This window comes from Gordonia spumicola (assembly GCF_009932475.1).
Lineage (GTDB): Bacteria > Actinomycetota > Actinomycetes > Mycobacteriales > Mycobacteriaceae > Gordonia > Gordonia spumicola.
This window is the reverse complement of the sequence record NZ_BJOV01000005.1, coordinates 1,384,994-1,408,101: the sequence shown is the minus strand read 5'-3', so window position 1 is coordinate 1,408,101 and position 23,108 is coordinate 1,384,994. Positions and strand designations below refer to the sequence as shown.

Here is a 23,108-nt window from a genome sequence, read left to right as displayed (position 1 = left end):
CCCCAGGAGTACCGCTTCCATGCCCCGCACCGTGCGTCAGAAGACGTTCTACAGCCCCGCCATCCGTGAGGTCGAGGTGATCGACGCCTACGACGTCACGCCCGGCATGAGACGCATCGTCTTCGGCGGCGACCAGCTGCGCGGCTACACCACGGAGGACGGCATCGAAGTGCCCGCGTTCCGCAGCGACGAGTTCGACGACGCGGTCCGCTTCCTGTTCCCCACTCCGGGCGAGGCCGAGGCGATCCTGCCCCGGCAGGGCGACGGTGAACTGATCCACCCGTCCGACGGACGGCCGATGGTCCGCGCCTACACCGTGCGCTACTGGGACCCGGCGGAGAACCGGCTCGTCGTCGACTTCGTCCGCCACGGCACCGGCGTCGCGTCCACCTGGTCGGCCCGCTGCGGCGCGGGCGACCGCGCGCACGTCGTCGGACCGCATGTCACCGACGCGCACCCCGAGAACATCGACCACATGCTGATCGTCGGAGACGAGACCGCGCTGCCGGCCATCGGTCGGTGGATCGAGGACCACCCGCGGGGGCAGGCCGCGACGGTGATCATCGAAGTGGCCGCCGACGCCGACAAACAGGAGATCCCCGCGGGCCCGGAGGTCGATGTGCGCTGGCTGGTGCGCGGCGACGCACCCGGCGGCACCACGAGCCTCATGTTCGACGCCGTCGCCGGACTCGACTGGCCGGACGGCGCGGTGTACGCCTGGGTGGCGGGGGAGACGCTGAGCCTGAAGGCGATCCGCCGTCATCTCGTGGAGGATCGGCAGCTGCCCAAGAGTCACCTCGAGGTCGCCGGGTACTGGCGACGCGAGACGGTCGCGACCCTCGCCGACGACCCGGCTCTCCCCGACGCGTCGGAGGACTGGGCCGAGGACAAGTTCCACGAGATGTGCGAACTGCTGCCGCCCATCGCGCTGCGTGTGGCGGTGACCCTCGACGTCCCCGAGCAGCTCTCGCGCGGGGTCGGCCGACTCGACGACCTCGCGGCCGCCACCGGCTGCGATCGCGCGGCCCTCGCCAAGTTCCTGCGGTACCTGATCACCGCCGATCTCGTCGAACAGGACGGCGACCGATACCGTTTGACGAACCTCGGCGAGCAGCTCACCGACGACTACTACGCCAAGGACCTCCATCTGGAGAGCCCCGAGGCGCTCGCCGAGCGGGCCCTGTTCGGGCTCGCCGACGCCGTCCGCACCGGCCGCTCGGTGTACGCCGACAGGTTCGGTGTCGGCTACCGGGACCTGATGGGCACGCACCCGTCCGGCGGTCGATACTTCGGCGACGCGGACGACTTCGCGAACTACATCGCGCCGACCCTCGTCACCACCGACGTCTTCGACGGTCTCGACCACGTCGTCGTCCACGCCGACGGCGGCGCCACCTACGCGACCAAACTCGTGGAGGCCAACCCGGACATGCGGGTCACCATCGTCGGGATGCCTGCCCAGATCGACCACATCCGCGCCGACCTCGGCGACACCCTCGACACCGACCCGCTGTTCGCGCGGATCGATCTGCGCGCGCAGTCGGTGTTCGAGGAGCTGCCCGCGGCGGACGGCGTGCTGCTCGTGTCGATGCTCGACAAGAACCCGGACGCCGACGCCGTCCACCTGCTCCGCAGGCTCGCGGCGACCGGCGCCAAGCTCATCGTCGTCGAGGAGCCGCTGCAGGAGAGCACGATCAGCGACCACGACACGATGGCTGATCTGACGAACCTCGCCGTCTACGGCTCCGGCTTCCGCACCGACGCCGAGCACCGCGCGCTCTTCACCGCCGCGGGACTGCGCGTCGCCTCGGCCCAGCACATCTACTGCGGCGAGACCGTGTACACGCTCGCATGACCGAGACTCTGGCGTCCACGGGCGCACAGCGCGGAATCTGGTTCAGCTCGACACTCGTCGATCGGGCGTCGACGAGTCACGTGGTCGCCGACGCCTGGGTGCTGCCCGCCGTGCCCGACTGCGGGGTCGACGCGATCGCCGAGGCCTTCTCCCGGGCGGTCGCCGAGGCCGAGATACTGTCGGCGCGATTCGCGGTGGTCGGTGACGACGTCGTGGTGCACTTGGGCGCCCACGACGTGTCCGCGATCGCCGTGCGGCCCTGCGCGGCCGCGGACGCGACCGCCGTCGTCGACCGGTGGTGGCCCCGCCCGATCGATCCGTCCGTCGACCCGTGCTTCGAGGCGATGATCCTCGACCTCGGCGACGACGGCGTGATGGTCGCCGCCCGGGCCCACCACATCGTCGTCGACGCGCACGCCTTCGGCCTCATCGGACGCCGCGCCGCCCAACTCATCGCACACGGGCCGGACACCCCCCGCGGCCGGTACGGCTCGATCGGCGCGGTCGTCGACGAGGAGCGCGCCTACCTGGCCTCATCCGCCGCGACCGCCGACGCCGACTTCTGGCGCGACCTCCTCACCGGCGTCGACGCCGAGGCCGCCGCCACGATCAGCGGTCGCCTGCGAGCCTCGTCCGCGGCGTCGACCGTCCGGTCCGCGCGTCGCACGGTCACCGCGGGGCGGATCGCCGACCTCGGCGCGCGGGCCGGAGCGACGTGGGTGGAAGCCGCGATCGCCGCGGTCGCCACCCATGCGGGCGCGGTGATGGCGCGCACCGATGTGACGATCGGGCTGCCCGTCGCCGGACGCGTCGGCAGCGTGTCGCTGACGGTGCCGACGACAACGGTCAACGTGGTCCCGTTGCCCCTTCGCCTCGGTCCGTGGACGACGCCGATCGAGGCGACCCGTGCGGTCGCCGACACGATCGCGCTGGTCCGCCCGCACCTGCGGGCCAGGGGCGAGTCGATGCCGTCGGGTCTGTGGGTCAACGTCAAACCCTCGCCGAACGACTACCGCCTCGGCGGTGTCGACGGCCATGTCGTGTCGTTCGCGCGCGGCCCGGTCGACGACCTGTCGGTGACCGTCGAACGATCCGGGGATCGACTGGTGCTCCTGCTCGACGCCGATGCCGACCGCTACGACGCGGATCGGCTCGACGCGATCGCCGACCACCTCGTCCACGCGATCGCGGACTTCGTCGACGCGCCCGACACCGCCGCCGCGCGGCACCGCGGAGTCGAGCACTCGCCACTGCCCGCGCCGGCCGATCTGCCGATGGCCCCCTGCGCGGACATCGGCACGCAGATCGTCGACGCCGTGCGCCGCGCACCCGACGCCGTCGCCGTCGTGGCCGACGGTCGGTCGTCGACGTTCGCGCAGGTCGCGGCGTCGGCCGATGCAGTGGCCGCCGCACTGGCCGAGCGCGGTGTCGGTCCGGAGACGGTCGTCGGCGTCGCGATACCGCGCGGCCGAGCGCTGGTCGACGCGATCGTCGGTGTGCTCCTCGCGGGCGGTGTCGTGGCCCCGATCGACCCCGACTATCCAGCCGACCGGATCGCGATGATCGTCGACGACGCGGCGCCGGTCGCGGTCCTCGTCGACCACACGACACCCGACGCCGTCCGAGAAGCCGCGGGACCGCTCGCCGTCGACCTCGCCGACCTGTCGACGCGGGCTCCGCGCCGACGGCAGCCGACCGTCCGCCCCGACAACGCCGCCTACCTGGTGTTCACCTCGGGGTCGACCGGCAGGCCGAAGGGCGTCGTCGTCTCGCACCGTGCGATCGCCAACCTCATCTGGTGGCGGCAGTCCGAGTTCGGGCTCGCCCGAGGCGAACGCCTGCTGCAGAAGACGTCCCCCGGATTCGACCCGTTCGTTCCCGAGATCCTCTGGCCCCTCGTGGTGGGCGGCACCGTCGTGATGGCCCCGCCCGGCGCGGACCGAGACCTCGACGCGTTCGCCGACGTCCTCGCCACGACACCCGTCGAATTCGTGGAACTCGTCCCGTCGGTGATCGCCGCCCTTCTGGAGACCGGACGCGGCCCCGACTCAGGTGTGATCCGCACGGTCTCCGCGGGCGGCGAAGCGCTCGACACCGCCCTCGCGCAGCGACTCCGCGCCACGTGGGGTTGCGACGTCGTCAACACCTACGGACCCGCCGAGGCCGCCGTCGAGGTGACCGCGCAGCGCGTGGACGACGACCTCGTCGGCGCCGCCGTGCCGATCGGCCATCCGATCGGCGGCACCACCGCCCACGTCCTCGACGCGTGGCTCCGCCCGGTCGCGCGCGGCGATGTCGGCGAGCTGTACATCGGCGGCGTGCAGGTGGCGCGCGGCTACACCGGCCGCCCGGACGTGACGGCGACCCGATTCATCGCTCACCCCGCGGGCGAGCGGCTCTACCGGACCGGCGACCTGGTCCGCCGCGGACCAGACGACGGCCTGACCTTCGTCTCGCGCAACGACGCCCAGGTCAAGATCCGCGGTCACCGCGTCGAGCCGGGCGAGGTCGAGACCGTCATCGCGGGGCTCGACGGCGTCGCCGCGGCGGCCGTGATCGCTCGTCGCCGCGGCGACGACACCGTGCTCGCCGCCTACGTCGCACCCCGACGCGGTGTCCGGCTCGACCCGGCCGCGGTCCGCGCGGCCGTCGCCGACCTGCTGCCGTCCCACCTGGTGCCTGCCACCGTCGACGTCCTCGACGCGCTGCCCCGCACGACGAGCGGAAAACTCGACCGGCGCGCGCTGGCGGCCGTCGAACCGACCGCGACCGCGGTCGTCGACGACTCCGGCTGGACGCCGGTCGAGCGGATCGTCGCGGGCCGGATCGCCGAATTGCTCGGCACGCCCGTCACCGACCTCTCCGACGACTTCTTCGGGCTCGGCGGCGACAGCATCTCCGCGCTCCGACTGGTGTCCCGCTGCCGACGCGACGGACTCGTCGTCACCACCGGCGACGTCTTCGCGGCCGGCACCGTCCGCAGGATCGCCGACCGTGCCAGGCCCGCCGACGACGCACCGGCCGGACCGGTCCTCGACGCGGTCGGCGACGTGGTCCCGACTCCCGTCATGTCGGAGGTCCTCGACCACGACGGCCCGTGGACCAGGGGATACGGCCAGTCGATGATGATCACGCTCCCACCGCACGTCGACGCCCCGATGTTCGCGGCGGCGGCGGACGCCGTCGTCCGGGCCCACGGCGCTCTGCGCATGCGAGTCGCCGACGGTCTGCGGATCGACAAGGTCGACGGCGCCGCGCTGCACCGATGGCGCGGAACGGACGCGGGAACGGCCGAGGCGATCGGGGAGCGGGCCTACCTCGCGCTCGACCCGGCCGCGGGCGTCCTCGCGCGATTCGTTCACGTCGACGGACCCGACGGTCCGCGTGCGGTGATCGCCGTGCATCACCTCGCCGTCGACGCCGTGTCGTGGTCGGTGATCCTCGACGACCTGCGGACCGCGTGCGAGGGCTCGGTCATCGACCCGGAGCCGACGCCGCTGCGGGCGTGGGGCGCGGCCCTGCGCACCGCCGCGACCGGGGCGCTCGTCGACCAGGAGCCCTTCTGGCGTGACACACTGCGGCCCTGGGACGCCGTGCTGCCCGCCACACCGCTCGATCCGCTCCGTGACACGATCGGCGCCGCGACCGACCTCTCTGTCGGCGTCCCCGCAGAGGTCGCCGCCGACCTCGCCGGCGCGGCGACCGCCGTGTCCGGGACGGTCGCCGACGTCCTCGCCGCCGCATTGCTGACCGCGATCGACGGCACCGATCTCGTCCTCGACCTCGAGGGTCATGGACGCGAACCCGATCCGATCGATGCCGGGCTCGACCTGTCGCGCACGGTCGGCTGGTTCACCTCGATCGCGCCCGTCCGCCTCTGTGTTGAGAAGAGCAGCGTTGACAACAGCCACACCCTCGACCGGGTGCTTCGGGGCGTCAAGGAGCAGATCCGCGCCGTGCCCTACCGCGGTGTCGGATTCGGCGCGCTCCTTCAGCACCGGCCGGACGTCGTCGCACCCGACGCGCCCGCGCGACAGTTCCTCCTCAACTACCTCGGACGCTTCGGCGACGCGGCGGCGACCGGCCCGTGGGCGGCGCTGCCCGCACCCGGCCGTGACGGGGTGGGGACGCTCGGTGTCAGCTCCGACCCGGACACCCCGCTGACCCATCACGTGCAGATCAACGTCGCGTCCACCCCCGACGGAGCCCTCCACGCCCAGTGGCGGTACGCGCCGGACGCCGTCGACGAGACGGCCGTCCGCCGGTTGGTCGAGGCGTGGCGCAACGCACTCGACGCCATCGCGGCCGAGCATCGGGCGGGCCGGATCGGCGGACTCACTCCGTCCGACACGATCGCCGACGTCACCCTCGACGACATCGCCGACGTCGAGCGGCGGATCGACGTCGCCGACATCCTCCCGGTGACGCCGCTGCAGCAGGGGCTGCTCTTCGAGGCGACGTTCTCGTCCGCCGACGCCGACCGGTACGTGGTGCAGATGCTTCTCGAGTCGCCGCAGCCGATCGACCCGGAACGGCTGGCACGCGCCGCGCAGCGACTCGTCGCCCGGCACCGACACCTCGGAGCCGTCATGCGGACCACACGCGCGGGCGTGCCCGTCGCCGTGGTCCCGGCCGCAGTCGACGTTCCGGTGGGTCGGATCACCGTCTCGGGCGACGACGAATGGGAGGCGTTCCTCGCCGAGGACGCCGCGCGGGAGTGGGACGTCCTCGGCGACGACGCGACCGACCCCCTCCTCCGGCTGACCGTCGTCGACGGGCTCGGCGCGGGATCCCGGATCGTCCTCACCCATCATCATGTGATCCTCGACGGGTGGTCGTCGCCGCTGCTGCTGCGCGAACTCCTCGACGACTACCTCGGATCGTCGGTGCAGACGGGCAGCGACATGGTCGCCTACCTGCGGCACATGAGGGACCGGGCGGCCGACGACGCCGCCGTCCGGAGATGGTCCGCGGCCCTCGCGGGGATCGACGCCCCGACATTGATCGCGACCGGGCCGGGCGCGGGATGCCGCGACGTGGAGACGTCGATCGCGGCCGACGCGTCGACGCGGATCGCCCGCGCAGCGCGGACCGCGGGACTGACGGTCAACACGCTCTTCCAGACCGCGTGGGCCGCGGTGCTCGCCGGCCGCGTCGGACACGGCGACATCGTCTTCGGCACATCCGTGTCCGGACGCGACGTGGACGTTCCGGGGATCGAGTCGATCATCGGACTGTTGATCAACACCGTGCCCGTCCGGATCACCCTCGATCCGCGGGAGACGGTCGGGCAGGCCTGCGCGCGAGTGCAGCGCGAGCAGGCGGGCCTCGCCGACGTCCATCACGTGCCGCTGCCCGCCATCGCTCGCGCCACCGGCGGGGACGACCTGTTCGACACACTGCTCGTGTTCGAGAACTACCAGGACGACGAACTGCCGGGCGGCGTCGGCGTCACCGGTGTCCGGGACTCCACCGGCTATCCGGTGACCGTGATCGTGATCCCCGGTCCGACGGTCAGAATCGTGCTCAAGCATCACGACAGCGTGCCGTCGTCCACCGCCCGCGAGCTTCTGGACGGACTGGTGTCCGCGGTCCTGAAGATCGCCGACGCGCCCGACGCCCCGGTCGCGGCCGTACCGGTCGCCGTCGGCGACGCCCCGCGGGTCGGGGAGCCGATCGCCGCGGGCTCGATCGTCGACCTGTTCGACGCGTCCGCCGACCGTCACCGGAACGAACCCGCGCTGATCGTCGACGGCGGCGCGACCACGACGTTCGCCGAGCACGCGTCCGCGATCCGCAGACTCGCCCGCGAGCTCGTCGATGCGGGCGTCGGCCCCGAATCGGTCGTCGCGGTGGTCATGCCGCGAGGCGCGGACCTGCTCGTGTCGGTGTGGGCCGTCGTCGTCGCGGGCGGTGCGTACCTGCCGATCGACCCCGACTTCCCGCGGGAACGGATCGACGCGATGCTCGACGATGCCGATGCCGCACTGATCGTCACATCGGTAGACGCCGCGGACTCGGTCGCCGGACGGGCGTGCCCGATCCTGGTCGTGGACGACCCGGGCACCGCCGGGTCGATCCTGTCCCGACCCGACGGGCCGCTCAGCGACGCCGACCGGACTTCGCCGCTCCGGCCCCAGCATCCGATGTACGTCTTGTTCACCTCGGGTTCGACAGGCAGGCCCAAGGGCGTCGTGATCTCGCACGCGGCGGCCGCGAACCGGCTGCAGTGGGCGCAGGACGCCTACGGCCTCACGACCGACGACGTGGTGGTCCAGAAGACGCCGTCGACGTTCGACGTCTCGGTCTGGGAACTCTTCTGGCCCGCGTCGGTTGGAGCCGCGACCCTCGTCATCGGCCCGGACCGGCACAAGGACACCGGCTATCTCGCGTCGGCGTTCGCCAGGCACCGGGTGACCACCGCCCACTTCGTCCCGACGATGTTGGCCGCCTTCCTGCTCGACCCGGCCGCGGACGTGCTCGACGGGATGCGCATCCTCTGTTCCGGCGAGGCGCTCGGTCGGCCGACCGCAGACGGTGCGCTCGCACTCGGCGCGCGGGTCCACAATCTGTACGGTCCCACCGAGGCCGCGGTCGACGTGACCGCGTGTCCGGTGTCCGCAGGCGAGGGGGCCGTCCCGATCGGCGATCCCGTCGCGGGAACTGCCCTGCACGTCCTCGATCAGTGGCTGCGGCCGGTGCCGCGCGGAGTCGTCGGCGAGCTGTACCTCGGCGGAGTCCAGGTGGCCCGCGGATACGTCGGCCGCTCCGGACTCACGGCGAGCCGATTCGTCGCCGACCCGACCGACCCGGGCGGCGGGCGGCTCTATCGCACCGGCGACCTCGTCCACCGCGACGCCGACGGACAGCTGCTGTACGTCGGACGCAGCGACTTCCAGGTCAAGATCCGCGGCCAGCGGATCGAACCCGGCGAGGTCGAGACCGCGCTGTCCGCGCTCGACGGCGTCAGCGCGTGCGTCGTCGTCGCCCGCGACCTCGGCCACGGACTGCAGCTGATCGGCTACGTGACCGGGACGACGACCGTCGACCGGGTCCGCGAACAGGCCGTCGGCCGCATGCCCGCGCACCTGGTACCGGCGCACATCCTGATGCTCGACGCGCTGCCGGTGACCGCGAACGGCAAGATCGACCGGCGTGCGCTGCCCGACCCGACGATCACCGCGACCGCGGACGGGCGCGGCGCGCGCACTCCGGTGGAGCAGCTCCTCGTCGAAGTGATGGCCGACGTCCTCCGGATCGAGGGGCCGGTGTCGGTCGACGACGACTTCTTCGCGCTCGGCGGCGACAGCATCGTGTCCATCCAACTCGTGGCGAGGGCCCGCCGGGCCGGTCTCGAGTTCGATCCGCGCGACGTCTTCGAGGCCAGGACCGTCGCCGATCTGGCGGGCCGGGTGCGGGTCGGCGGTGCCGCGACCGCGGCCGCGACCATCGACCAGCACGGCCCGGTGCCCGCCTCGCCCATCGCCGAGGCGGCCTCTGCCCGCCCCGGCATGCGACGTTTTGTGCAGCTGCGGATGCTGCGGGCGCCACGTGGGTGCACCGAGGGTCGGGTCCGCGACGCGATCGCCGGTCTGCTCGCGGTGCACCGAGTCCTCGGAGCGCGACTCGTCGCCGACGGCGGGCTCGAGATCCCGGAGCGGCCCGGCCCGGTGCCGATCGAGATCCACGACGCGACGGCCGCACCGACCGGCGCCCAGATCGACGCCGCCCTGACCGCCGTCTTCGAGACCCTCGATCCGGCGGCTGGCGTCATGGTCGCCGCGCACTGGTGGCCGTCCGACGCGGGCGGACACCTGCTGCTCGTCGCGCATCACCTGGTGATCGACGGCTACTCGTGGCGAGTCCTGATCGACGATCTGCAGACCCTGTGGGCCGGCGGCACGCCCGAGGCCGCCATCACGTCGTACCGCGAGTGGATGACGGTCCATCGGCCGTCGCTGGCCTCGGGACCAGACTCGAGTGACGTGGTCGCGCCCGCATTCGGCGCCGTCGGCGCCGCGCACACCCGCATCGTGACCGTCGACGCCTCCGCCACCGCGGTCCTGCTCGACCGCCCGGTGCAGACGTACCGCGCGACCACGCAGGACGCGCTCGTCGCGACCGCGATCACCGCCCTGCGCACGCGCGGCCTCGCCCCGACCGTCGACGTCGAAGACCATGGACGCGCACACGGAGACTGGGACCTCACGCGGGCGGTCGGATGGTTCACGACGGTCGTGCCGATCGACGTCGGACACGATGCGACGACTCCCGCGGCGCTCCTGTCCGCCGTCAAGGAGACCAGGCTCGCGGTACCGCACAACGGGGCGGGACTCCCCGCGACGCCCCCCGCGTCGATGCTGGTGAACTACCTCGGGGCCGATGCGCCGCAGGCGGCCGATTCTGACGCCTGGCGGGTCGCGGACCAGTCGAGGCGGACCGTCGAGTCGGCGGAGGCGATGGCGGGTGAGCTGGCCCTGAGCCACGGCGTCCATCTCGACGTGGAACTCGTCGACTCGGACGCGGGCCGCATCCTGATCGCGACCTGGCGGGTGAGTCCGGTCATCGCCGACGCGGACGGCCTGATCGCGGCGTGGACCGACGCCGTCGACGACCTCGTCGCGCACCTGTCGTCCGACGACTCCGGTGGCCTCACCCCGTCGGACACCCTCATATCCATCTCACAAGCCGAACTCGACGACCTCGCCGACTTCGATCTGGAGGACCTGTGACAAAGATCGTCGACCTGTGGCCGATGTCCCCGCTGCAGCAGGGCCTGTTCCATGCGGCCTCGGCCGCCGACGGTGCGATCGACCCCTACGTCGTCCAGCTGACCGTCGACATCGAGGGGCCGTTCGACGTCGACCGCTTCCGGGCGGCGACCGTGGCCCTCGTCGACCGACACGCCGCGCTGCGCGGGGCGTTCCGCAGGCGAGCGTCGGGGGAGCCGGTCGTGATGATCGTCGATCACGTCGCACCCGACGTCGACGTCGTCGACCTGGCGGGCGCCGACGACCCGGAGGCGTCGTGGACGGCGATCGTCGACGCCGACCATCGGCGCGGATTCACCGTCGGACGCCCGCCGCTCGTCCGTTTCACCGTGGCACGCCTCGGCGGGGACCGCCACCGGCTGCTCCTGACCAACCATCACCTCGTCTGGGACGGATGGTCGACGCCGATCGTCGTCGGCGACCTGTTCCGCCTCTACGCGGGCGAGGACCTCCCGCAGGCGCCGAGCTTCCGCGCCTACCTCGGGTGGCTCGCATCGGCCGACGACTCCGCCGCCGATCGGTGGGCCGAGTATCTGGACGGTCTGGCCTCGCCGACCCGGATCGCCGCGGCCGGCGGGGTCGTGCGCGAACCGGTCACCGTGCGGACCACGCTGGACGTGACCGCGCACGGTCGGCTCGCCGCCCTCGCACGCGAGTCGGGCGTCACCGTCAACACCGTGGTCCAGTCGGCGTGGGCGCTTGTCGTCGCCGCGCTGACCGGGGCGGACGACGTGGTGTTCGGGTCGGTCGTCTCCGGCCGACCCGCCGATTTGCACGACGTCGAGTCGACGGTCGGCATGTTCATCAACACGATCCCCGTCCGCGTCCGCCTCGATCCGGCCGACACGGTCGCCGGACTCCTGCGGGCCGTGTCGACCGAGCAGGCGGCCCTCCTGGAGTCCCACCACATCGCACTGCACGACGTGCAGGCCAGGGCCGGCGTCGGGACCCTGTTCGACAGTCTGGTCGTCTTCGAGAACTACCCGCTCGACGAGTCGGCGCTCACCGCGCTCGGTGCGGCGTCCGGACTTCGGTTGTCGATCACCCCCGGCCGCAACGAGACCGACTATCCGGCGGTGCTCACCGTCACCCCCGAACCGACGGGCGAACTCGACGTCGCCGTCGAACTCGACCGCACGGCTGGACCCGTCGTCGCGCACGCGCCCGCAGTCCTGTCTGCGGTGCTCGACGCTTTCGTCTCCGGCCACGACCGGACCCTCGGGTCGATCGCTGTGCCAGCCGATCGTCTCGACGGAACGGCGCCCGACGCGCCCGCGCCCGAGGTGGTGGACGACGTGTTCGAGCGGGCCAGGTCCGCGGCCCTCGCCGCACCGGACGCAGTCGCCGTCAGCGGGCCCGACGGCGTCGTCGGCCGCGTCCAGTTCTGGAAATCGGTCGACGCCCTCGCCGCGCGGCTCGTCGCCGCGGGCGCCGGACCCGACGTCCCGGTCGCGGTGGTCCTCGACCGGCGCACCGCACTCGTCACCGCGCTCGTGGCCGTGCTCCGCGCCGGAGCCGTCCCGATGCCCGTCGACCCCGACTACCCGTCCGACCGCATCGCGATGATGCTCGCCGACGGCCGTCCGGCGGTCGCCGTCGCGTGCGCGTCCACCGTCGGCCTGATCCGGGACACGCCGGTTGTTGACGTCGACGAACCCGCGTCGAGCGTCGCCGTCGACCTTCCGCGACCCCGTCCGGACCACGGCGCCTACCTGCTGTTCACGTCCGGCTCCACCGGACGGCCGAAACCCGTCCTCGCCACCCAGCGCGGGCTCGCCGCCCGCCTGGCCTGGGATCTCCAGGTCGGGTCGGCCGAGCGCGTGCGCCTGGCGAAGAGCTCACCGAGCTTCGTCGACGGCCTCACCGAGATCCTCCTGGCCGTCGCGACGTCGACGCCGCTCGTCGTCGTCGACGACTCCGCCCGACGCGATCCGGCCGCGCTCGCCGACCTGCTGTCGACGCATCCGGTCGACCGGTTCGGCGCGGTGCCCGCGCTCCTGGACGTGCTCGTCGACGACCTCCCCGACACCGCACGACCGGCCCTGTGGGTCGCCAGCGGCGAAGCCCTGCGCACCGACGTCGCCGCACGACTCCTGGCCGTCGATCCGGCCGCCCGCATCGTCAACTCGTACGGTTCGTCCGAGGTCGTCGGCGATGTGACCGTGTGCACGGTGGACGTGGACACCCTCGGCTCCGGGGCCGGCGTGCCCATCGGACGCCCCGTGGACGGGACCGAGGCGGCGATCCTCGACCGATGGCTGCGGCCCGTCGTCGACGGGGTGACCGGCGAACTGTACGTCGCCGGACCCCAGCTCGCCCGCGGATACCCCGGCGCCGCAGGAGCGACCGCGACCCGCTTCGTCGCCGACCCCGCGGGCGGCGGTTCCCGGCTCTACCGCACCGGCGACCTCGTTCATCGGGACGCGTCCGGCGACCTCGTCTTCGACGGCCGCGCCGACGACCAGCTGTCCGTCCGCGGATACCGGGTGGAACCGGGCGAGGTGGAGGCCGCACTGCTGTCGACTCCGGGCGTCGGGGCCGCCGCGGTGACCCTCGTCCACGGCGCGCTCGCCGGATTCGTCGTCGGCGACGTCGACGTGCCGGACGTGCGACGCCGCATCGGCGCCCTGCTGCCCGCTCATCTCGTGCCGACGGTGCTCGCCGTCGTCGACGAGATCCCGCTGTCGCCGAACGGCAAGGTCGACCGCCGGGCGCTCGCCGCATCCGCGGTTCCCGTCGTCGAGGCGGGTCGTCCCGCATCGACCGACGTCGAGCTCGCCGTGGCCGCGGCCGTCGCCGACATCCTCGACGTCGAGCCGCCGCACATGGGTGAGGACCTGCTGTCCCTCGGCGGTCACTCGCTGACGGCGGCACGCCTGAGCGCCCGCTTGACCGGCGAACTCGACGTGCCCGTCACCATTCGCGACGTGTTCGACCACCCGGTCCTCGGCGATCTCGCCGACCGGATCGATGCTCTGCGCGCCGACGGCGCACGAGGTTCGTCGATCACCGCGCTCGCGGAGCGTCCCGCCAGACCGGTGCTGTCCGCGGCGCAGGAGCGGATGTGGTTCCTCCACGAACTCGACGGCCCGAATCCCGTGTACACCATCAGGTTCGCGGTGACGGTGCCGACGCGGATCGACCCCACGACGCTGACCACGGCGTTCACGGACGTCCTCGAGCGCCACGAGGTGCTGCGCACCGTCTACGCCGCGGGCGATGCCGGCCCGTGGCAGGACGTCCTGAGCACCGACCGCGTGGACCCTCGGATCGACGTCGTCGACGTCGACGTCGCCGACCCGGATGTCGCCGACCTCGCATCCGCGGACGACCCGGCGGGCGCGGCCGTCGCGGAGGCGGGCGCGTACGCCTTCGACATCGCGGCCGAACGGCCCATCCGCCTCACCCTCGTCCGCGGTGGGGACGGACACAGCGTGATCGTCGCGGCCGTCCACCACATCGCCGCGGACGAATGGTCCGCGCCGATCCTCTTCGGCGACCTGTCGAGCGCGTACGAGGCGCGACTGGCGGGTCGTGCGCCGCGGCAGCGCGTGCTGCCCGTTCAGTACGTCGACTATGCGGCGGTCCCGCCGTCGGACGACGCGCTCGACCGCTGGGTCGACCGTCTCGCCGGACTTCCCGACGAGATCCCGACGCCGAAGGACCGCCCGCGGCCCCGGACGCCGTCGCAGCGCGGCGCGACCGTCTCGTTCACCGTCGACGCCGCCCAGACCGCGGGGCTGCGGGGACTCGCCCGACGCACGGGGGCGTCGATGTTCGTGATCAGTCACGTGGCGACGGCCGTGGCGCTCGCGCGGCTCGGCGCGGGTCAGGACATCGTTCTCGGCACCCCGGTCGCGGGACGTACCGACCAGTCCGTCGCCGATCTCGTCGGCCTGTTCGTCAACACGCTCGTCCTGCGGACCCCGGTCGCGCCGTCGTCGACGCTCGGCGACCTGGTGGCGACCGTCCGCGACATCGACCTCGACGCCCTCGCCGACCAGGAGACGCCGTTCGAGCGGCTCGTCGACGAGCTCGCGCCCACCCGTTCCCTCGCCCGGCATCCGCTGTTCCAGAGCATGGTCGCCTATCGGGCCCCCGGCGACACCCCACGTTTCGCCGGTCACCCGACCACTGCCGTCGCCCATCCGGCCGACCTCGTGCAGTTCGACCTCTCGACGACGGTCCTCGACGACGGTGCGCGACTCGACGTGCGGATCGACTACGCGGTCGACCTCTTCGACGTCGACACCGTCGAACGGATCGCCGCCGCGTGGCGGGTCACCGCGCGGGCGCTCGCCACCGACCCGACGCTCCCGGTCCGCGACGTGGACGTCGTGACCGGAGCCGACCGGACGCTCGTGACCAGGACCTGGGCGCACGGCGGGGCGCAGGCGGGCCCGGACGGTCTCGTCGGAGCCCTCGACCGGTCGGCGGCCGCGGATCCCGACGCGACCGCCGTCGTCGACGTCGAGTCGGGGCGACGGGTGAGTTTCGCCGAACTCGCGTCGCGCGCGAACGCGGTGGCGCGGCGCCTGATCGCCGACGGTGTCGGACCCGACGATCTTGTCGTCGTGATCGCCGACCGCACCGTCGACACCGTCGCCCGGATCATGGGCGTGCTCGCCGCGGGCGCGGGATTCGTCCCCGTCGACCCCGGGCAGGGGCCCGACCGGAGAGCCGCGATCATCGACGTCGCCCGACCGGTCGCCGTCCTCGACGGCCTCGGCGACCTGTCGCTCGACGGATTGTCGGGTGCGCCCGTCGCCGACACCGAACGGCGTGGCCGGGTCCACGGAGACCACACCTGCTACGTGACGTTCACGTCCGGCTCCACGGGGACCCCGAAGGGCGTCGCCGTGTCGCACCGCGCGATCGCGAACAACGTCTCGTGGCGCGGCCGGACGTTCCCCGTCGCCCCGGGCGACCGCGTGATCCAGAAGACCTCGCCCGCGTTCGACCCGTTCATCACCGAGATCCTGTGGCCGCTGAGCGTGGGCGCGACCGTGGTCCTCGCCCCATCCGGATCGGAACGAGACCCGGTCGAGCTCGGCCGGGTGATCGGCGACGAGCGGATCTCGTTCGTCGAACTCGTGCCGTCGATGATCGCCGCGATGCTCGACGCCGGGGTCGTCCTGCACGACGTGACGGTCTGTGCGGGCGGCGAAGCGCTCCGGCCGGACGTCTACGCGCGCGTCCGCAGCGACTGGGAAGTGGATCTGTGGAACACCTACGGTCCGGCCGAGACGACGGTGGAGACGGCGGCGCTCGACCTGCGCGGCCACGTCGCCGGGCCGATCCCGATCGGTGCGCCCATCGACCAGACGCGCATGTACGTGCTCGACGACTCCCTGCGCGCGGTCGCGCCCGGCGTGATCGGCGAACTGTACATCGGCGGGCGACCGCTCGCCCGCGGCTACCTCGGCGCCGCCGCGGTGACCGCGGGACGGTTCGTCGCCGACCCGTACGGCTCCGGTGACCGCGTGTACCGCACCGGCGACCTGGTCCGATGGAACCGGGACGGGCTGCTCGAGTTCGTCGGCCGCTCCGACTTCCAGCTGAAACTCCGCGGCATGCGCGTGGAGCCCGGCGAAGTCGAGGCCCTCCTCGTCGGCGTGGACGGCGTCCGCGCCGCCGTCGCGACCGTCGTCGGCTCCGGGCCGTCGACGCGGCTCGTCGCGTACGCGACGACCGACGGAGTCGACGCGCAGACCGTGCTCACCGCACTCCGCTCGACGACCGCTCCGGCGCATCTGATCCCGGCCGCGGTCCAGGTGATCGGTGAGTTCCCGTACACGGCGGGCGGCAAGATCGACAGGAAGGCGCTGCCGCCGCTGCAGACCGCCGTCGAAACCCTGCATGACGGTCCCGCGCCGATCGGCGACGCCGAGGCGGCCGTCGCCGACGCGATGGCCGCCGTCGTCGGTGTCGCGGTCACCTCGCGAGACGACGACTTCTTCACGCTCGGCGGGCATTCGCTGGTCGCGACTCGTCTCGTGTCGACGCTGGCGGCCGCCACCGGACGCCGACTGACCGTGCGCGACGTCTTCGACAATCCGACGGTCGCAGGACTGGCCGCGGCGCTGGCGGACGTCGACCCGGCCGAGCATGCGGAGCCCATCGCGACCGGGGCCCGCATCGACCGCGCACCCGCCACCGCGGGACAACGCGCCCTCTGGCTGATGACGCAGATGGACGCGGGCGCCGCATACGAGAACCACGGCGTCTGGCAGGTGGACGGGCGACTCGACGACGCCGCGCTCCGCGGAGCCGTCGACGACCTCGTCGCGCGGCACGACGTCCTGCGGACCGTGTTCGAGTGGGACGGCGAGACCCTGTGGCAGACGCTGATCCCGCTCGATCGTGCACCCGAGGCGGTCGTCGTCGAGTGCTCCGACGCCGAACTCGCGTCGAGCATCGCCCGGCTGCGGTCCGAGCGGACCGATCTGGCGTCCGATGCGCCGATCCGGGTGCGCCTGCTGCGCACCCCGACCGTGGACGTGCTCGCGGTGTCGCTGCATCACGTCGTCACCGACGAGACGTCGACGCCGTTGATCTACCGGGACCTCGGCGCCGCGTACGCGGCGCGGGAGGCTGGCGCGGCCCCCGCATGGGACCGACCCGCCCAGTACGCCGAGTACAGCCTCTGGCAGCGGTCGTCGGTCGACGCGTCGCTCCTGGACGACGCCGTCGACGCGCTGACCGGCTTCCCGTCGGTCGCCGATCTTCCGTACGCGTCGAGCAGACGCGACGGCGACGTCGTCTACCGGAGCGTCCGTGTGCACAAGGACGCCGTCGACGCGGTGCGGGCGGTCGCCGCGACCGTGCGCACCACGCCGCTGATGGTCCTGCAGTACGCGATCGGCGCCGCCCTCGACGTGCTCGGGGCGGGTGAGCGGATCGCAGTCGGGACGCCGGTGACCCTGCGCGACGACGTGGCGTTCGCCGACACCGTCGGATACTTCGTGAACACCGTCGTCCTACGGAGCGACCTGACCGGCAGGCCGTCGTTCGTCGACGCGGCGCAGTCGCTGCGCTCGGAGACCCTCGGCGCGTTCGAACGCAGACACGTGCCGTTCGGCGACGTCGTCGACCGACTGTCGCCCGCGCGTCCCGACGGCGTGTCGCCGCTGTTCCAGGTGATGATCGCGCACCTCGACGATACCGAGGACCTCGCCGTCGCCCTCGGCGGCACGGTGCTCACGCCGTTCGGCGGCGGCGTCGCCCGCGCGGCCGTCACCGACATCGTCGCCTCACTGGCCGAGCAACCGGACGGTGGATGGGACATCGGCGTCGACGTCCCCGACGGGCTGTTCGACGCGGACACCGTCGATCTGCTCGTGGGTCTGGCCGCATCGATGATCACGGTGATCGGCGCGGACCCGTCCACGGGACTCGACGATCTGCAGGCGATCGCCCGCGCCGCCGTCGAATCGGCGGCCGTCGACGTCGTCGATCCGCAGGCCGACGCCGACGTCGAGCGTCGGATCGACCCGACCGCCATGTGGACCGCGGTCCGCTCGGTCGACGCCGCGACCGGGCACCCGGTGGCCGCGGTGATCGCCGCGACCGCAGAGGCGCTGCGGCTGCAGGCGCGCGGGTCGGACGAGTCGCGTGTCGTGTCCGCGCAGGCGCGGCTGGCGAGCATCGTCGTGCACGACGACCCGGAGTCGTTCGACGCCGACAGGCGACACGGTGAGCGGGCGCGCGTGCTCGCGAGGGAAGGCCTCGTCGAGCGGGCCGAGCTGATCGACGACGGGACCGATCCGGTCCGTCTCGACGCCACGTCCGCGCTGGTCGAAGCGCTGCTGGGGGAGCCAGGCGCGACCGTGCGCCTGCCGTCGAGCGCCGACTGGTGGGATCGGCAGTTGACGCGCGCGGCGTCCGACGACCTGCTCGACGGGTACTGGATCGAGGTCGCCGAAGCGGCGCTCGACGTCGACGACGCGCCGGATTCACCGCGCTCCGACGTCAGCGTCGGGCAGTCGGAACGCTCGGGTGCGCCGCGCGGCCGAGCGGTCGCCGCGGCCGTCGCGGCCGTCGTCGCCGGATTGCGCGGGTCGGGTGTCGACCTCGGTGAGACCGCCGTCGTCGACGTCGAGGAGACCGCTCGTCGCACCGACGGCGACGCGTTCACACCCGGCGTCCTGAGCTGGCGGTATCCGGTGATCGTCGACGGGGACGTCGTCGAGGCGCCGCCGGTCGACGAGGCGGGCGACTTCACGCTGCTGCGCTACCACTCGGTGCATGCGCAGGGAGTGTTCGCCGACCTGCCCGATCCGGCGGTGCTCGTGCGCGTGTATCGCACGGACGCGATCGTCTCCGTGCGCCCGGACGCCGCGCTCGGCGACTACCGCGCCGTCGTGACCGTCACGATCGACTCGCGCGACGCGGTCCGCGTCGACGTCGTCCACGACTTCGATGCGACCGTCGACGCGTCGGTGATCGCATCGGCGCTGGTCGATGGTCCCGCGGGCGACGACGAACCCGTCGCCGACCTCACGGCGGGCGCGCGGGAGCTGATCGAATCGAGGTCCGCCGACCTGGTGCGGTTGACGCCGACCGACCACGCTCGGCTGGCCGGTGAGCACGGATCGCTGACGGACGTGTGGCCGGTCACCGCGCTGCAGGAGGGACTCCTGTTCCACCTGCGGATGGCGGCCGACGCGGGCGACGTGGACCTGTACGCGTCGCAGTCGGTCGCGACGCTCCGCGGCGCGCTCGACATTCCGCGCATGCGGTCGGCGATCGGCGAGGTCATGCACCGGCATCCGGCCCTGCGGGCGGCCTTCGCCACGGCAGGCGGTCGGTCGGTGGCGGCGATCGTCGACGCCGTCGACGTGCCGATCCGCGTGTATTCGCGCGACGACGTCGACCGGGACGGGGTCCAGGCGATCCTCGACGCGGAGAGGTTCGCGCCGTTCCGCGCCGAGCGGCCGCCGCTGATCAGGTTCGCGACAGTCCCGACGGGCGACGACGAGTGGCTCGTCGTGTTCTCCTTCGAGCACGTGCTGATGGACGGTTGGTCGATCGGCAGACTGCTCGACGACCTGTTCGCCCTCTACGCGGGCGACGCGGTTCCGGAGCCCGCGTCGATGCGCGGCTACCTCGAGTGGGTCGGGGCGCGCGACGCCGACGCGGCGATCGCCGCCTGGCGTCGCTACCTGTCCGGCGTCGACGAGCCGACGGTCCTGTACCCGTCGGCGACGGCGACTCGACCGGATGCGCGCCTCGCGTCGGACCATCACCGGACCCTCGACAGGAAGTCCTCCGACCGGATCCGCGCGGCCGCCGCGTCGGCGGGAGTGACGGTCGGAACGTTCCTGCAGGCGGCGTGGGGGATCACGCTCGGCCGACTCACCGGGCGCACCGACGTCGTCTTCGGCACGACCGTCGCCGGTCGCCCCGCCGACGTCGACGGCGCCGACCGGATCGTCGGACTGCTGTTCAACACGGTGCCGGTGCGGGTCGACTTGTCGCGCCCGAGGACCGTCACCCAGCAGGTGGTCGCGCAGCAAGACGCATGGGTCGACGTGCTCGACGCGGGTCACGTCGGTCTCACCGACATCTGTGACGACATCGGGATCCCCGGCCTCTTCGACACGCTGTTCATCATTCAGAACATCCCGGCGAGTGTGGAGGGCCGCACCTTCGGCGGGCTCGAGGTGACCTCGCGGGCCGTCAACGACGCCACGCACTATCCGGTGTCGTTCGCGGCCGACCCCGCCGAGCGCATCGTGCTCCGGTGCGCCTACCGGTCGGACGTCCTCGACGCCGATGAGGCGACGACCCTCACGGACCGGTACGTCGGCGTGCTGACGGCGATGGCGGCCGACCTGGGTTCCCCGGTGCCGCGCATCTGTGTGACCACCGACGACGAGCGCGAGGCCGTGCTGCGAACGTGGAACCGCACCGACGGCGACGTCCCAGACGTCACGATCGCCGATCTGTTCACCGCTCAGGCCCGGCGTACCCCGGAGGCTCTGGCACTCGTAGCGGGGGAGACGGAGCTGACGTTCGCGCAGATGTCGGCGGAGGTCAACAGGCTCGCTCGACTGCTGATCGCGCGCGGGGCCGGTCCCGAGCAGCGGGTGGTGCTGTTGTTGCCGCGTGACGAGCGGATGGTGTTGGCGATGTTCGCGTGCTTCGCGGCAGGCGCCGCGTACGTTCCGGTCGACGCCGACTATCCGGCGGATCGGATCGGGTACATGATCGACACCGCCGATCCGCAGGTGATCGTCGGAACGACGTCGCTGCTGTCGGGAGTCGTGCACGGCGGGTCGGCGCGGGTCGTCGACCTCGACGACCCGGCGATCCGCGCCGAGATCGCCGCGCGCTCGGCGGATGACCTCACCGACGGCGAGTCGTCGACACCACACGGCGACAACCTCGCCTACGTCATCTACACGTCCGGATCGACGGGCAGGCCGAAGGGCGTCGCGGTCGGCTATCGAGGGCTCACCAACATGCTCGTCAATCACCGGGCGAAGATCTTCGACAGGGTGGTCGCGGCGCAGGGCGGTCGGCGGATGCGGATCGCACACACCACGTCGTTCTCGTTCGACGCGTCGTGGGAGCAGCTGTTCTGGCTGCTCGACGGACACAGTGTCGACGTGATCGACGAGGACTTGCGCAAGGATCCGCCCGCACTCCTGGCCTACTACGAGAAGGCGGGCGTCGACGGCTTCGACGTCACGCCGTCGTACGGTCAGGTGCTGCTCGACGCGGGCCTCCTCGACACCGGGGTGTCGTTCGTGTCGCTCGGCGGCGAGGCTGTCCCCGACGCCGTGTGGTCGGCACTCCGAGACGCCCCTGGGGTGTCCGGATACAACCTGTACGGGCCGACCGAGTACACGATCAACGCGCTCGGGGCCGACCTCGCCGACAGCGCGACGTCGTCGGTCGGCGAGCCGATCCTCAACACGCGGGCGTACGTTCTGGACGCCGGGCTGTCTCCGGTGCCGCCGAACACACCGGGCGAGTTGTACCTGGCGGGCGCCGGGACGGCGCGTGGCTACCTCGGACAGCCGGGCATGTCGGCCGAGCGGTTCGTCGCCTGCCCGTGGGGCGACGGCGGACGGATGTATCGCACCGGCGACGTCGCGCGGTGGCGCGACGACGGATCGCTCGACTACCTGGGCCGATCGGATGCGCAGGTCAAGATCCGCGGTTTCCGGATCGAGCCCGCCGAGGTCGCCGACGCGATCGCCGCGGTCGACGGTGTGGCGCGGGCCGCGGTACGAGTGGTCACGTCCGCGTCGGGTGTGCCCGCGCTGGTCGGGTACGCGGTGCCCGACCGGGAGGGCGTCGATCCGGGTGGCGTGCGCGAACTGCTCCGCGGGACGCTGCCGGAGTACATGATCCCGGCGGTGATCGGCCTCGTCGACGACCTGCCGTTGACGGTGAACGGCAAGCTCGACGTCGGTGCGCTGCCGGACGTGCCGCTCGCGGCCGACGACATCGTCGCGCCGGTCGGTCCGGTCGAGGAGTTCGTCTGCGGTGTCGTCGCCGACCTGATCGGGGTCCCGGAGGTGTCGGTGACCGCCGACGTCTTCGACTCGGGCGCCAACTCGCTGATCGCCATGAAGATCGCGGCACGACTGAACGAGGGTGATCCGATACGCGGAGTCGACGGCTTCGGCATCCGGGTCCGTGACGTGTTCACGGCGCGGACGCCGAGGGAGTTGGCGGCGTCGGCGTCTGGTCGTGGCGGCGATGCGCCCACACATCCGGCGGTGACGGAGTTCGTCGCGTCGACGACCGGACGACGGGTGTTCTGTTTCCACGAGGCATTCGGGTTCGTGGCGGCGTACGCGTCGCTCGCCGACTATGTCCCCGCGGGTGTGGGGCTCGTCGGCGTAGCAGACGTGTGCGCGGTGCCCGGTGCGATCGAGCCGCCGACGTTCGACGCGCTGGTCTCGATGTACGCCGATGTGGTGCAGGAGATTCAGCCGTTCGGACCGTACGACCTGCTCGGCTGGTCGTACGGCGGCCATCTCGCGTTCGCGGTCGCCCGCGAGCTGACGGGCAGGGGACAGGCCGTCGCGTCGCTCGCGGTCGTCGACTCGTACGCGGTCGACGTCGCCGAGGCGGAGACGATCGACGCCGCCGAGTCGCGGCGCCGGGTGCGGGCGATCGTCGGCGCGTCGGCCGACGTATCGGCGGTCGAGGTGGTCCGGTCGGCATTGGCCGGGTCGCCCCTCGACGGTGTGACCGATGACGAGCTCGCCGCGTCGTTCGAATCGCATGCCCGCTGCGAGCGGATGCTCGCGCAGGCGACGACGGGCGCCGTGCGCGTGCCGACGGTGCTCGTCTACTCGACGATCGAAGCCGACGCCGCCGTGCCGGTCGAGTCGACGTGGTCCGGGCATCTGGACGGATCGGTCGAGGTGGTCGGGGTGAGCGCCGCTCACGACGAACTGGTCACGCCGTCTCATGTCGGCTCCTGGATCGGACCCGTCGCGGCATTGTGGAGCCGGTGA

The 23,108-nt window shown here is 72.5% G+C and carries 3 protein-coding genes; all 3 read left to right on the top strand.

The window, feature by feature from the left end; genetic code table 11:
* The first annotated feature begins 19 nt into the window (after positions 1-19).
* The 3 genes from GYB83_RS17800 to GYB83_RS17790 are packed head-to-tail and all read left to right on the top strand — an operon-like array spanning position 20 to position 23,108.
* Positions 20-1,855, top strand: a complete 1,836-nt coding sequence (locus tag GYB83_RS17800; RefSeq protein ID WP_161896683.1) for an SIP domain-containing protein — start codon at positions 20-22, stop codon at positions 1,853-1,855.
* Positions 1,852-10,587, top strand: a complete 8,736-nt coding sequence (locus tag GYB83_RS17795) for a non-ribosomal peptide synthetase (RefSeq protein WP_161896682.1) — start codon at positions 1,852-1,854, stop codon at positions 10,585-10,587. Before GYB83_RS17800 ends, GYB83_RS17795 begins: the two co-directional genes overlap by 4 nt.
* Positions 10,584-23,108 (top strand): non-ribosomal peptide synthetase, encoded by a 12,525-nt coding sequence (locus GYB83_RS17790; RefSeq protein WP_161896681.1) that lies wholly within the window; start codon positions 10,584-10,586, stop codon positions 23,106-23,108. Before GYB83_RS17795 ends, GYB83_RS17790 begins: the two co-directional genes overlap by 4 nt.